The 14,720-nt window shown below is 35.9% G+C and carries 13 protein-coding genes; 9 read left to right on the top strand and 4 right to left on the bottom strand.

Annotated elements, in window-relative coordinates:
• Window position 1: 1 nt before the first annotated feature.
• The 6 genes from J4N24_RS09720 (at window position 2) to J4N24_RS09695 (ending at window position 7,200) form a co-directional block, all read left to right on the top strand.
• Window positions 2–436 (top strand): ATP-binding protein, encoded by a 435-nt coding sequence (locus J4N24_RS09720; protein WP_207533495.1) that lies wholly within the window; start codon window positions 2–4, stop codon window positions 434–436.
• Window positions 436–861, top strand: coding sequence for an rRNA maturation RNase YbeY (ybeY, locus tag J4N24_RS09715; RefSeq protein WP_207533494.1), 426 nt, complete (start codon window positions 436–438; stop codon window positions 859–861). The genes J4N24_RS09720 and ybeY overlap by 1 nt, the downstream gene beginning before the upstream one ends.
• A gap of 140 nt (window positions 862–1,001) precedes the next feature.
• Window positions 1,002–1,655: an NAD(P)H-binding protein gene (locus tag J4N24_RS09710; protein WP_207533493.1), complete on the top strand. Its 654-nt coding sequence runs from the start codon at window positions 1,002–1,004 to the stop codon at window positions 1,653–1,655.
• Entirely contained in the window at window positions 1,652–3,520 is a 1,869-nt protein-coding gene (locus tag J4N24_RS09705; RefSeq protein ID WP_207533492.1) for an ABC-F family ATP-binding cassette domain-containing protein, read from the top strand. The genes J4N24_RS09710 and J4N24_RS09705 overlap by 4 nt, the downstream gene beginning before the upstream one ends.
• A 63-nt stretch (window positions 3,521–3,583) precedes the next feature.
• Window positions 3,584–5,443: a tRNA uridine-5-carboxymethylaminomethyl(34) synthesis enzyme MnmG gene (gene mnmG, locus J4N24_RS09700; protein WP_207533491.1), complete on the top strand. Its 1,860-nt coding sequence runs from the start codon at window positions 3,584–3,586 to the stop codon at window positions 5,441–5,443.
• A 122-nt stretch (window positions 5,444–5,565) separates the two neighbouring features.
• Window positions 5,566–7,200, top strand: coding sequence for an Ig-like domain-containing domain (locus tag J4N24_RS09695; RefSeq protein ID WP_207533490.1), 1,635 nt, complete (start codon window positions 5,566–5,568; stop codon window positions 7,198–7,200).
• On the opposite strand, the gene J4N24_RS09690 is transcribed toward J4N24_RS09695, so the two are convergent.
• Together J4N24_RS09690 and nadB are read right to left on the bottom strand one after the other, a co-directional pair.
• Window positions 7,181–7,702: a gamma carbonic anhydrase family protein gene (locus J4N24_RS09690; RefSeq protein ID WP_207533489.1), complete on the bottom strand. Its 522-nt coding sequence runs from the start codon at window positions 7,700–7,702 to the stop codon at window positions 7,181–7,183. The two genes, J4N24_RS09695 and J4N24_RS09690, sit on opposite strands and share 20 nt — an antisense overlap.
• A 47-nt stretch (window positions 7,703–7,749) precedes the next feature.
• Entirely contained in the window at window positions 7,750–9,336 is a 1,587-nt protein-coding gene (gene nadB, locus J4N24_RS09685; RefSeq protein WP_207533488.1) for an L-aspartate oxidase, read from the bottom strand.
• Window positions 9,337–9,750: 414 nt separating this feature from the next.
• On the opposite strand from nadB, the gene nadA reads away from it, so the two are divergent.
• Both nadA and thiL read left to right on the top strand, forming a co-directional pair.
• Entirely contained in the window at window positions 9,751–10,743 is a 993-nt protein-coding gene (nadA, locus tag J4N24_RS09680; protein ID WP_207533487.1) for a quinolinate synthase NadA, read from the top strand.
• A gap of 102 nt (window positions 10,744–10,845) precedes the next feature.
• Entirely contained in the window at window positions 10,846–11,883 is a 1,038-nt protein-coding gene (thiL, locus tag J4N24_RS09675; protein ID WP_207533486.1) for a thiamine-phosphate kinase, read from the top strand.
• A 76-nt stretch (window positions 11,884–11,959) separates the two neighbouring features.
• Here thiL and J4N24_RS09670 read toward each other — a convergent pair whose 3' ends face one another.
• Window positions 11,960–13,276 carry a DNA recombination protein RmuC gene (locus tag J4N24_RS09670; RefSeq protein ID WP_207533485.1) on the bottom strand — a complete coding sequence of 439 codons (1,317 nt, stop codon included), beginning with the start codon at window positions 13,274–13,276 and terminating at the stop codon, window positions 11,960–11,962.
• 170 nt (window positions 13,277–13,446) lie between these two features.
• Between J4N24_RS09670 and J4N24_RS09665 the strand changes: the two genes are divergently transcribed.
• Window positions 13,447–14,145 carry a zinc metallopeptidase gene (locus tag J4N24_RS09665; RefSeq protein WP_207533484.1) on the top strand — a complete coding sequence of 233 codons (699 nt, stop codon included), beginning with the start codon at window positions 13,447–13,449 and terminating at the stop codon, window positions 14,143–14,145.
• Between the two features lie 67 nt (window positions 14,146–14,212).
• Here J4N24_RS09665 and J4N24_RS09660 read toward each other — a convergent pair.
• Window positions 14,213–14,720, bottom strand: a 508-nt coding sequence (locus tag J4N24_RS09660) for an IS3 family transposase (protein ID WP_207533483.1), incomplete at its 5' end; no start/stop codon positions are given.

Here is a 14,720-nt window from a genome sequence, read left to right as displayed (position 1 = left end):
TATGACAACAAACCGGGTAGACATTTCAGACGATACTGTTTTATATACCTTACAACTGCCTTCTAGAGTTGATAGCATTACCACGGTTGAAAACTTTATAGACAAGTTAAAAGAGGAATATAACCTAGGGGATGATACTTATGCAAATATGCTTACTTGCCTTAGCGAGGCAACGATAAATGCTATTGTTCATGGAAATAAACAGGATGATAGTAAAAAAGTATATATCAACCTGGAGGTTCACAATGGTAAGAGAATGCAATTTACTGTTGCTGACGAAGGAGACGGTTTTGATTATAACAGATTGCCTGACCCTACTGCTCCTGAAAACCTTGAAAACCTTACAGGACGAGGTGTATTTATTATAAAGCATCTGGCAGATCAATGTATATTCAATCTTAAAGGAAATGAAATAGAATTGCACTTTAAGGTTTAATGGCTACTATTAATTTTTTTCAGGAAGAGATTACTTTCATATTAAAGGATAAAATTAAGCTCAGAGAGTGGATAAAACAAACTATCCTTAAGGAGGGATGTAAGTTGAACGAGCTTAATTTTATTTTCTGTAATGATACTTATTTGCTCAATATTAATCGTGAATACCTAAATCATGATACTTATACAGATATAATAACTTTTGACAATTCGGACGAGGAAGGAGTTATTACAGGAGACATTTTTATAAGTTATGAAAGAGTTTGTGAGAATGCTGAAAAGTTTTCAGTATCTGTAAAGGACGAACTACATCGGATAATAATTCATGGAACCCTCCATTTACTAGGTTATAAAGATAAATCAAAGGGAGATAAGGACTTGATGACTCAGAAAGAAAATGAACATTTAGAATTGAGAAAATTTTAATTCTAAAAGGTCAAGACTAAGCCTTCATTAATAATCAGTATAAGTTTCTCATTCCTTTATCATTAATTCATTAAATTTTCAAGCATAAGCTGACCGATCTATTATTTACGTATTTTTGTATAGATTAAGATAGGTGTGCATTGAAAAAAGCAGTTATAACTGGAGCAACAGGTTTAGTAGGATCATTACTACTACAGCTATTATTAGATACTGACGCTTTTGAAGAAGTTCTGGTTTTAACGAGAAGACCAGCAGCCTTTAAACACCCTAAACTAAGACAAGTAGTCATTAACTTTGATGATTTAGAACAACATAGAGAGGAAATAAAGGGAGACGTTTTGTATTTCTGCCTGGGAACAACTAAACGCAAAACACCAAACAGGGAGGATTATAAAAAGATCGAGCATTCTTATTGTCTGAAACTATCACGTATAGCTAAGGATAATAACATTGCCCAATTCCATTATATTTCAGCCTTAGGAGCAGATAGCAGATCAAGATTATTCTATTCAAAACTAAAAGGTAAGACAGAAGAAGATCTTAAAAAATATATTGTTAGATCTTTACATATTTACCGACCCTCGCTCCTGCGGGGAAAAAGAAATGAATTTAGAATACTAGAAAAGTTATTTACAGGATTCATGGTAACAATAGATCCATTACTAATTGGCGATTTAAAAAAATATCAAAGTATAGAAGCAATAATAGTTGCAAAGGCAATGTTAAATCAAACACTTAAAGAACTTGAAGGGATACACATCTACCCTTCTGATAAAATAAAGGAACTAGCATGAGTATTTTATCAGGAGAACAATTAGGCCATGCATTTAATGACAACTGGCTATTTAAAGACATTACATTTGGAATAGCCAAGGGACAGCGGGTAGCTCTGGTCGGCATTAACGGTTCGGGAAAATCTACCTTAATGAAAATCCTTTGCGAAAAGTTAAATCCGACTAATGGTAAAGTTGTAAAAGAAAAAGGATTAAACATAGGTTATCTTGAACAAGACCCCTATTTCGGAGAACTAAAAACAGTATCTGACTATATTTATAGTTTAGAAAATAAACAACAACAAGTTATTCGGAAATACGAGGAATTATTGAGCCAATTAAACCCGAATGAAGACATGCTGGCTGATTTAATGAACGAAATCAGCGAGCTGAATGCCTGGGAATATGAGCATGAGATAAAAACAATTTTACAGCGCTTATCTATTCACCATCTTGATAAGGAGATTAAAACCTTATCTGGAGGCCAAAAGAAACGTTTGGCACTCGCTAAACTTCTTATAGACAATCCTGATGTTTATGTACTCGATGAACCAACCAATCATTTAGATATTGAAATGATAGAGTGGCTGGAGAGCTATTTAACAAGCGGACAAAAGACTTTAATCATGGTTACTCATGACAGGTACTTTCTAGACAATATCTGTAATCATATTCTTGAGTTAGAAAATAAAAAGCTTTACACCTACCAAGGGAACTATAGCTACTTCCTTGAAAAGAAAGCAGAAAGAGAAGAACTCGAAGCCTCAACTTTGCAGAAAAACAGGAACCTTCTAAAAAAAGAACTAGAATGGATGCGTAGAATGCCAAAGGCTCGTACTACTAAGTCTAAATCAAGGATCGATTCCTTCTATGATCTTGAAGAAAGAACAAAGGGAAAAAACGTTCAGCAAAAAATTGAATTAAGCACTAAAGTTTCCAGGCAGGGAAATAAAATACTGGAACTCGAACATATTGGGCAAGAATTTGGAGATCATATAGTAATTGATAACTTCAGCTATACATTTAAAAAAGGAGACAAGATTGGATTAGCGGGAAAAAATGGAAGTGGAAAATCAACCTTGCTAAATATAATATCAGGTGATACTCTTCCTAAGCGTGGTAAGGTTTTAATAGGAGAAACCACTGTTTACGGGTACTATAGACAGTCAGGACTCGATATAAAAGAAGATGAGCGAGTTATAGATGTAGTGAAAAGCGTGGCAGAATTTATAACAATGGCCGATGGAAAAACACTAACAGCTTCCCAACTCCTTACTCATTTCCTATTTCCTCCAGCCAAACAACATACCTATGTAAACAAACTTAGTGGAGGTGAAAAGAAGCGACTGCAATTAATGCGAGTATTAATGAAGAATCCTAATTTCTTAATACTTGATGAGCCTACCAACGATCTTGATATAGACACGCTAAACGTACTAGAAGATTTCCTCGAAAACTACTCTGGCGTACTACTTCTAGTTTCGCACGATAGATATTTGATGGACAAACTTACTGAACAGCTTTTTATTCTTGAAGGCGATTCAACAGTTAAAATATACAACGGGAATTATACTGAATACCGACTGGAGAAAGAAGAAGAGATAAAAAACAAAAGCATATTAAAGAAAGCAAACGATTCCTCCCCTGGTAAAAACTCCTCAATAAAAACAAAATTAACATTCAAGGAGGAAAAAGAACTAGATGAAATTGAGAAGGACATCTTTGAATTAGAAGCAAAAATAAACGATCTTACTATTGAGTTAAATTCTGGCATATCAGACCATACCATTCTCAATAATATTTCAACTGAAATTGAAACAAAGAAAAGTTCATTAGATAAACTCACAAATCGCTGGGTAGAACTTTCTGAATTAAAAAATAACTAATCACTTTGTCTTTTTTTGTTCCACGTGGAACAAAAAAAGACAAAGTTCCACGTGGAACAAAAGATGTTTAAAAAATACGACATAATAGTTGTTGGTGCTGGGCACGCGGGATGTGAAGCGGCTGCAGCGGCTGCTAATTTAGGTTCTTCCGTGCTGCTTATAACAATGAATATGGAAACTATAGCTCAAATGAGCTGTAATCCTGCAATGGGTGGAGTAGCGAAAGGACAAATAGTAAGAGAAATAGACGCAATGGGTGGATATAGCGGAATTGTCACAGACAAAACCTCGATCCAATTCAGAATGCTCAACCTCTCAAAAGGACCCGCAATGTGGAGTCCCAGAGCACAAAGTGATAGAAAGAGATTTTCCGAAGAATGGAGATTAATGCTAGAACAGACTTCCAATATAGACTTCTGGCAGGACACTGTAAAATCCATTTTGACAAAAGGAGATAAAGTATCAGGTGTGGTAACATCCCTTGGTATTGAAATAGAAGCGAATGCTGTTATACTAACAAATGGAACATTTCTAAATGGAATAATACATATAGGAGAGAAAAAGTTTGGAGGGGGAAGAACAGCAGAAAAATCAGCAACAGGCCTAACTGAAAAACTTATCGAATTAGGATTTGAGTCAGGTCGAATGAAAACAGGGACTCCTCCAAGGGTAGATGGAAGAAGTTTGGATTATTCTAAGATGGAGGAACAATGGGGAGATAAAAAAAGAGGGAGATTCTCCTATACTGCTGTTCCATTGTCAACGGAACAGAGATGTTGTTGGATAACCTATACTAATGAGAAGGTACACGATACGCTTAAGGAAGGATTTGAAAAGTCCCCAATGTTCACTGGAAGAATAAAAGGTCTTGGCCCTAGATACTGCCCTTCAATTGAAGACAAAATAAATCGATTTGCCGAAAGAGAGCGCCATCAAATTTTTGTAGAACCAGAGGGCTGGAACACAGTAGAAATTTACGTAAACGGTTTTTCAACCTCCCTACCTGAAGAAGTACAGTACAAAGCCCTTACACAAATTCCAGGATTTGAAAATGCCAAGATGTTTAGACCAGGATATGCAATAGAATATGACTACTTCCCTCCTACCCAACTTAATCTTACCCTTGAAACAAAGCTTTTAAAAAATCTATTCTTTGCAGGTCAGATCAATGGAACCACAGGATATGAAGAAGCAGCGAGTCAAGGTTTCATCGCTGGTATTAATGCTCATCAAAAAATCAACGATCTTCATGAATTGATAATGAAGCGATCAGAATCCTATATAGGAGTTTTAATAGATGACCTTGTAACAAAAGGTACAGAAGAACCTTATAGGATGTTTACTTCAAGGGCAGAACATAGACTATTACTGCGTCAGGATAATGCTGATATTCGGCTTACTCCAATTGCTCATAAGCTTGGCCTCGTTTCTGACAATCGTCTTAATTTAGTAAATGAGAAGATAAGAGATTCGGATTCTATTGTTCGGTTTCTTAAAACAACATCAATTGCTCCATCCGAAGTTAATTCGCTACTTGAAAGCTTGGGAACGACTCCTCTAACTCAGAATGTAAAAATGTTCTCATTGCTATCACGCCCTCAGGTTTCTATAGAAGATCTAAGAAAAGCACACTTATCATTTGATACAGAACTAAATCAATTTAATTCAGACACGATAGAACAAGCTGAAATTAAAGTGAAATACGAAAGCTATTTCGAGAAAGAGATGGAGATAGTAGATAAAATGAAGAAAATGGAAGATCAGGAAATAAATCCTGGTTTCAATTACCAGTCTCTGGTATCCCTATCTAAAGAGGCAAGAGAAAAATTGATGAAGATAAAACCAAGAACATTAGGGCAAGCATCACGCATCTCAGGCGTTTCGCCTGCGGACATATCTGTCTTAATGATTCATATGCGATGAAATTATAACTGATTGAAAATCAGTTAATTAAATAAACAGCGTAAAATAGCTTAAACGCTCTTATTTTGAAGTACTAATATAAAAGTTCCAGAAAAAGGAAAAATTGCTTAAAACGCCTCTAAATGTGTTTAAATCAAAATCAGTATTTTAGGTTAATATTAATCACTTTCATTTTATCTTATGCACTGCTGCAAGGCTGTGCCAGCATTCAGCAACCAACAGGCGGACCGAAAGACACTATTGCACCGAGGATATTAAAAGAAACTCCGAAAAACTTCACGAAAAATTTTAGTTCTCCTCATATTGCAATAGAGTTAGATGAGTACTTTAAATTGAATAATATATCAAAGGAGGTAAGTCTGTCCCCCGACCTCAATAAGCAACCGGATTATAAGATTAAAAAAAAGACCCTCAATATTAGATTTCAAGATACTTTAGAAGCCAACACCACCTATACGATAAACTTTGGCAATGCTATAGCTGACTTTAACGAAGGAAACATTCTAAAAAATTATGTCTATGTTTTCTCTACTGGCAACAAAATTGATTCCCTTTCCATATCTGGAACAGTTATAAATTCCCTAAGCAAAAAGCCTCAATTGGATGCAACTGTATTCTTACTACCGCTTGATAGAGATACTTTATTTGGGAAGAAAAAAGCGCATATTTATACTACAACAGACTCAAGCGGAAATTTTAAATTAAAATACCTAAAAGAAGGAACATACAAAATCTATTCTGTCTACGAAAAAGAAGGAGGGGATAAAATTTATAACTCTACAAATGAGGAAATAGCCTTTCTTAACAAACCTATTGAGCTTAAATCAGATACTTCTGGAATTCAGCTTCAACTTTTCAAAGAAGAACCAACAGTTTTTCGTGTTACTGATCGGAAGATAGAAAATTCAGGGCGAATTTTAATGGCTTATAATCAAAAATTACCTAATCCTTCCCTAAAAATACTTGGTTCAGAAGAACTAAACAGAAACAGTACCAAAGAATTTTCGGCAACAGGTGACACTGCACTTCTATGGATGAAAGATATGACATTTGATTCATTGCAAGTTGTAATAAGTAATAATACAACACCGCTTGATACAGTAGTATTAAGACGGGGGAAACGGGACGATTATAAACAAGATATCACAATAATCGATAATGCCTCTAATAGCAGAATTAAGCCAGGTAATGATTATTCACTCACATTCTCCGCACCAGTAGCAACTATAGATTCAAAGAACATAGTATTGCTGCAGGATTCTGTTCCCGTTAGAAATTTCAAATTTCAAAAAGATACAAGCTCAACTCGAAGATATACATTACAATACTCCTGGAAAGCGGAAAAAAATTATGATCTCACTATCCCAGAGGGAGCAGCAAAAGGGCTATATGGGGGAAAATCAAAGATATTCAAGAGAACCTTTCAACGTGATGTAGAAGAAAATTATGGTAATTTAAGCATAAGATTTACAGTAACAGATACAGCACACAATTATGTTGTCCAACTCCTTAACGAGCAGGAGGAGATAATAAATGCAAGAAGTATAAAGAAAAGTGCTATTTTAAATTATACTACTTATCCAGTTGGAAAATATTCATTCCGTATTGTTTATGATGTAAACAATAATGATAAATGGGACACTGGAAATGTTAAAAAGGCAATTCAGCCTGAGAGAACCTGGAACGCGCCAACCGAAATCACTTTGCGTGCTAACTGGGATCTGGAAGAGAAGATAACTATTCCTCCTCCGCAGTAAACCAACTTGAATACATTATATAATTTTTAGGTAACTGCTGCAGCAATGATCTTTGCTCATCTGTAATCGGCTTGATCTTCTTTGCTGGAGCACCGGCGTATATAAAGCCAGATTCACAAACTGTATTTTCAAGAACTATAGCCCCAGCTGCAATAATTGTATATTCCTCTACAACAACATTATCCATTACAATTGCACCCATACCTATCAATGTGTTACTATTTAAAGTACATCCGTGAACAAGCGCATTATGACCAATGGAAACATTGTCATGAATAGTAGTACCACTTCTCTGATAGGTACAATGAATGACAACGCCATCCTGAATATTGACATTATTACCAATCTTAATATAGTTAACATCTCCCCTTATAACAGCATTGAACCAAACAGAACAATGATCACCCATTATAACGTCTCCCACAACAGTACTGTTCTCAGCAATAAAACAATTATTACCCCATTTCGGGGCAACTCCCCTTACTGGCAAAATTAACGGCATCTATACACAAATAATTTAAACTCTAAAATAACGCCTAATGTTACTCCTTAAAATAGAGTATCATTCAGCTCTCGTGATTTCTCTGGATAATCAGTGGTATAATGCAGACCCCTGCTTTCTTTCCTTAAGATAGCCGACTTAATTACAATAAAAGCACATTGAATTACATTTCTCAATTCACATAGTTTTACAGAAACCTTAGTACGTTTATAAAACTCCTCCGTTTCCTCATACAATAATCCTAATCGTCTTAAAGCACGTTCTAACCGAAAATCCGAACGAACAATCCCAACGTAATCACTCATGATCTTTTGCGTTTCACGCAAATTATGGGTCACCAGGATATCCTCATTAGACAGCTTCGTACTAGAATCATCCCATTCGGGGATATTGTCCGGCAAAACAACATTTTTATACTGTTCCACAGCATCCCTATAAATACGATGCGCAAATACGGTAGCCTCTAAAAGAGAATTACTAGCAAGCCTATTAGCACCGTGCAATCCAGTAGAAGAACATTCACCACATGCATATAGGCGGCCTATTGTAGATCTTCCTCTTTCATCTACATATATCCCACCACACATATAATGGCAGGCGGGTGTTACTGGGATAAGATCCTTAGTCATATCTAAGCCAATGCTTAAACACTTTGCGTAAATATTAGGAAAATGCGATAAAATCTCATCTTTAGACCTATGCCTTATATCAAGATAAACAAAATCATCCCCGGATTTCTTCATCTCGCTGTCTATTGCCCTTGCCACAATATCCCGCGGGGCTAAAGATTTACGTTTGTCATAATTATGCATGAACTCATTTCCGTTCCTATCTTTCAAAACACCACCAAAACCTCTAACAGCTTCGGAAATAAGAAATGACGGATACTCTCCAGGATTGTATAAAGCAGTAGGATGAAACTGTATAAATTCCATATTTCTTACTTTACCCTTTGCTCTATAAACCATTGCAATCCCATCTCCTGTAGCAATAGTAGGATTTGTCGTATTAGAATAAATATGACCAGCACCTCCCGTGGCAATAACTGTTACTTTAGATAATATCTTCTCAACCTTATTAGTATGAGTATTGAACGCATAAATACCATAGCATTCTATATTATTAGATTTTTTATCAACAAACTGACCCAAATGGTGCTGAGTAATTATTTCGACCGCAAAATAATGCGTTAAAATCTCAATGTTGGGATTCTGATGAATTTGTTCAAGCAGAGCTCTCTCAATCTCAAAACCTGTAATATCCTTATAATGAAGGATTCTATGTTCAGAATGACCACCTTCCTTCGCCAAATCATATATCCCTTGTTTGTTCTGATCGAAGTTTGTTCCGTAATCAATAATCTCCTGGATTCTCTCAGGTCCCTCTCTAACTACAACTTCAACAATATGTTTATCACATAATCCGTCCCCTGCAATAAGAGTATCTTCTATGTGTTTGTCGAAAGAATCTGACTTATCCACAACTACAGCTACACCGCCCTGGGCATACTTAGTGTTAGATTCATCTTCATTTGCCTTCGTAACTATCAGTACCTTACCATGCTTGGCCGCCTTAAGGGCGAAACTTAAACCGGCGATACCTGAACCTACAACTAAGAAATCAACATTCTTCATTGAAAAATATTTAGTGAATTGTAATCTTATGGTGTTAATGTGGATAAACCACTGTAAAGATGTTAATTTTGTATAAAACCACGTTTAATAATTTGCAATAACAAATTTTGGAATGTGAATAACAAGAGAAACGAGCCAATTTTAAGAAAGTTTTCAGCATGGAAGAGGTCAGTTATCAACGTTTTCAGCAATTCAAAGAATTCACAGGAAAACTAAACAGAATAAAACTTGCGAAATAAAAAGTACTATGTTTCAGTTATCTATATTACAAATCTTGTTAATAACATGTTGAAAAGTGGTAGAAAACAAAAAATTCAAATTCTAGTTTAGCGGGTTCTTAACATTACCAACACCCTAATAAACAATAAGAAGATTATTTAAATAAAATCATTGTATTTTATTGTAGCGTTGAAAATGGATACTTTTGAAGAAATAAATGTGAAGGGTTTCGTTGATGAACCCATCGATCCTACTCTCGATTTATTCGACGAGATAGAAAAGCTTAAAAAAGAGAAGAATGCCGTCATTCTTGCACACTATTATCAGGAACCGGATATTCAAGATATCGCTGACTATATTGGAGATAGCTTGGGTTTGTCGCAGGAAGCTGCTAAGACTGATGCTGAAATTATTGTTTTCGCAGGTGTGCATTTTATGGCCGAGACTGCAAAGATTTTGTCACCCAGCAAGAAGGTACTTTTGCCTGACCTGAAAGCAGGATGCTCATTATCTGACAGTTGTCCGCCGCATCTCTTTGCAAAATTTAAAGAGAAATATCCAGATCACCTAGTTATAACATATGTAAATTGTTCAGCAGAGTTGAAAGCGTTAAGTGATATTGTCTGTACTTCCTCAAATGCTGTTCAAATTGTTGAAAGCTTGCCAAAGGATCAAAAGATAATATTTGGTCCAGATAGGAATTTAGGTACGTATGTTGCAAAGAAGACCGGGCGTGATTTAGTATTATGGAACGGCGCCTGTATGGTACATGAAATATTTTCAGTTCAAAGGATTAATAAACTTAAAGAAAAACATCCTGAAGCTAAATTTATAGCTCATCCTGAATGTGAGGATATTTTGCTAAGCATGGCCGATTATATTGGGTCTACTACAGGCTTGTTGAAATACACAATGAACAGTGACGCAAAGGAGTTTATTGTTGCTACTGAGAGTGGAATTATTCACCAGATGGAGAAGGCTAATCCAGGGAAAGTTTTTATTCCAGCTCCTCCAAATAACTCATGTGCCTGCAACGATTGTCCGCATATGAAGCGTAATACTCTGGAGAAGTTATATTTGTGTTTGAAGAACGAATTACCTGAAGTCGACGTCCCAATGCATGTGGTGGAAAAGGCCAGACTTCCAATTGAAAGAATGCTAGAGATATCGGAGAGACTAGGACTTTAGTTCAGTATTTATCCACACTGTCTGAATGTTACTAGGTATAGCATTGAATGAATAAGCTAGAGCAAAAACAGGTATTGTTTATAATAATTTGATTCTAAAATTGTGTTTGAAAATAAAGAGAGAACTGATATTAGTAATTTGGGTGAGTTTGGTCTTATCGATCATCTTGTGAAAAATATTGAACTCAGTAATTCGACTACCGTGAGAGGTGCCGGTGATGATGCTGCTGTACTTGACTTTGCAGGTAAAAAGATGTTGGTGTCGACAGATCTTCTTTTAGAGGGCATACATTTCGATCTTAGCTATACTCCGCTTAAACATTTAGGATATAAGGCAATACAAGTTAACATCAGCGATATCTATGCAATGAATAGTATCGCTAGCCAGGTTACAGTCTCTCTAGGACTATCAAGTAAATTTCCTTTGGAAGCAGTTGAAGAGCTATATGAAGGTATGCTGATAGCCTGTAAAAAATATAACGTTGATATTGTTGGTGGAGATACCTCTGCATCTAAACAAGGCCTTGTGATTAGTGTAACAAGCATTGGGTATGCTGAAGATAAGGATATAACTTTTAGAAATACCGCCGAGGAGGGTGATTTAATCTGTGTATCCGGGGATCTTGGGGCTGCCTATATGGGATTGCAATTACTTGAAAGAGAAAAAAGAGTATTTCTAGAAAACCCTAATATTCAACCTGATCTTGAAGGAAAAGATTATATTGTTGAAAGGCAACTTAAGCCAGAAGCAAGAAAGGATATAATTGAGACTTTGAAAGCGGCTGGCATTAAGCCAACTTCGATGATTGACATATCTGATGGCCTTTCTTCTGAAATCATACATATCTGCACTAAATCAGAGAAAGGTTGTAATTTATTTGAGGAAAAAATTCCTATTGATCCAATGACTTATGATACAGCCCGTCAATTTAACCTGGATCCTACTGTATGTGCTTTGAGTGGCGGAGAGGACTATGAACTGCTTTTCACTATCAATCAAGCCGATTACGATAAGATTAAGAATAATCCAGATATTAGTATTATAGGCCATATAACAGAAAAGTCTGCTGGAATGCACCTTGTTTCGAAATCAGGTAAGGTACATCCTCTGAAAGCGCAGGGTTGGAACTCATTTGGATAACACGATCCCGACCTTAAGAGTAGCTCTGGCATCTATATTTGATGCTTAAATTGCCTTTAAATGTCGGGATCCTTCTTTAATCTTTTAATAAATACTTTTCTTCCAGCTGCTTATTTGTTTTAGCTCCTAATTTCCTTAAATTTTCAACTCGGCTTACCAGATTTCCATTTCCTGAACTTAGCTTGCCAAAAGCATCAGAATAACTCTCTCTTGCTTTGTCAAGGCTCTCCCCTACCCTTTTCAAATCAGTTATGAAACCTACGAATTTATCATAGAGTGCCCCGGCTTTAGTAGCAATCTCAATGGCGTTCTGAGTTTGCTGCTCCTGCTTCCATATAGATGCGATAGTTTTCAAGGTAGCAAGAAGTGTTGAAGGTGTTACCATTACCACTCGCTTGCTCCACGCAAATTCAAATAATTCTATATCATGTTGAATTGCAATAGCAAAAGAGGATTCAATTGGAATAAAAAGTAAGACGAAATCAGGCGAATTAATTGTATTCAAATGGTTATAGTTTTTGCTACTTAAGTTTTTAATATGAGATTTAATAGAATGAATGTGATCATTCAAATGTTGATCCTTCTCAAATTCATCATCGCAATTCATTAACCTTTCATAAGCTAGTAAAGAAACTTTAGAATCTATAATCAAATGTTTTTTGTCTGGGAGGTTGATTATTACATCAGGTAATTGTCTTCCTCCATCTTCATCTCTAAATACAGATTGTTTAATGAAATTTTCTCCTTTTACTAATCCGGAGGCTTCTAACACACGGTCAAGTATTAATTCTCCCCAGTTCCCTTGTTTTTTAGTATCAGATCTAAGGGCTTTAGTAAGGTTATGAGCCTCTTGACTGATTTGCTTATTCAGCTCCATCAATTTGGTTATCTCGCCCTTTAAAACATTTCGCTCATCTGATTCAGTTTTGTATACTTTCTCCACCTTGTCTTCAAATGCCTTTATATTTTCCTTTAGTGGATTTAATAATTGGTCCAGATTCAACTTATTAGTCTCTGTAAATCGCTTTGATTTTTCTTCCAGAATTTTGCTTGCTATGAACTCAAAGTCCTTGGTAAACTTGTCCTGAAGTTTCTCAATATCAGCTTTTTGCTCGGCTATCTTTTGTTGTTGTGCCACGTAGAACGTCTTTGTACTCTCATATGACTGATTTATGTCTGATAACTTCTGACGTTCCTCTTGGAGTTCTTGGTAAAGCCGATCCTTCTCTTCTTTTAGTAAAAAGGCCCTTTCTTCTGTTTTAGCCAGACTAATTTGGAGTCCTTGTATTTCCTTTTCAATATGATTTCCCGATTTAATCAGATTCTGTCTAATTACTAATAATATGAGTATAATGACAAGTATGATTAGTATGTAAGGTGTATAGTTCTGCATTTGCTAATATTTTTATCAAAAGTAAAACAAATTGGATGATATATTAGCAGGGAGAGGAATTTTTGGCAGTTCTTCTATATTAGGTTATGAAAAAAATTCGTTCTATAATAAGTTTCGTGAAGTAATCTCGAGAGGGAATGCTTTTTGATAGCTAATAATAAATTTCTAAAATGAATATAGGTTTCATCTTATTTATAGTAATAGCGATAATCAGTATGATTATCCAGTACCGCTTTAAAAGTAAATTCAATCATTATGCTGAGTCGCCACTTGGGTCCGGATTAACTGGCCGTGATGTAGCGGAGAGAATGCTCAGAGATAATGGCATATTTGATGTTCAGATAAGAGCTGTAGAGGGATCTTTAAGCGATCATTATAATCCAGCTGACCGAACCGTTAACTTAAGTCCGGAAGTGTATCATGGAAGAAGTATTGCAGCAGCAGCAGTAGCAGCACATGAATGTGGTCATGCCGTTCAACACGCAAAGTCTTACAATTGGTTGAATCTGAGGTCGGCTATGGTACCGATGGTAAACATTGCGTCTAATTTATTACAATGGGTATTTATGCTTGGATTTATCCTGCTAGCTTCAGGCATAGGCTATCATTTATTGCTTGTAGCTTTTGGAGCTATGGTAGTAGTTACTCTTTTTAGTGTGGTTACATTACCTGTTGAATTTGATGCAAGTAACAGAGCTTTAGCCTGGTTAAATGTTAACAAAGGTATAATGCAGACGAGTGCGGAGCATAACCAGGCAAAAGATGCATTATGGTGGGCTGCTATGACTTATGTTGTTGCTGCATTAGGATCAGTTGCTCAATTGGTTTATTTAGGCTTAATGCTCTTTGGCGGAAGAAGGAACGACTAATAAATATCTATTGTAACGTCCTAAAATAGGTTGACTATTTTGTGAATACTAAATTGGCGTAAAAACCTCAAACATCCTCAAAAATGTTTGAGGTTTTTTTATAGGTTTTAACTTCCCTATTTTGTTGACTGTGCATTTTTCGTGGAGTGAGCATTTGACAGCTTAAATGCGGACGCAGGCAGTTATAAATATCAATGCTTTCTATAGCAAGATACTGCGCTTCTTCCAGGCTATTTAGCCGCTGGCCTAAACCAAATTCTTCTTTAAGAATTCCGTTTAATCGCTCTGCCACAGCATTATCATATGGACTTCCGCTCTCAGTCATACTGATTTGTATATTATTGTCAAGCAGATGATCAACATATAGCTTGCTGCAATATTGCAAGCCTCTGTCAGAGTGGTGAATTAGTTCTGCCTGAGGGTACTTTCGCTTCGAAATAGCCATATCAAGTGCTTTTAACGTAGAAGATGCTTCCATATTTGAACATAATTCGTACCCCATTATTTGCTTGGAATAAGCATCCGTAATTAAGTGTAGATAAGCATTACCTTCGATCGTCTCAATGTAAGTGATG

Origin of the sequence: Desertivirga arenae (assembly GCF_017355785.1) — a bacterium.
In the GTDB taxonomy this organism is placed as follows: Bacteria; Bacteroidota; Bacteroidia; order Sphingobacteriales; family Sphingobacteriaceae; genus Desertivirga; species Desertivirga arenae.
The sequence above is the reverse complement of the archived record's forward strand: the minus strand, read 5'-3'. Positions and strand labels throughout refer to the sequence as shown.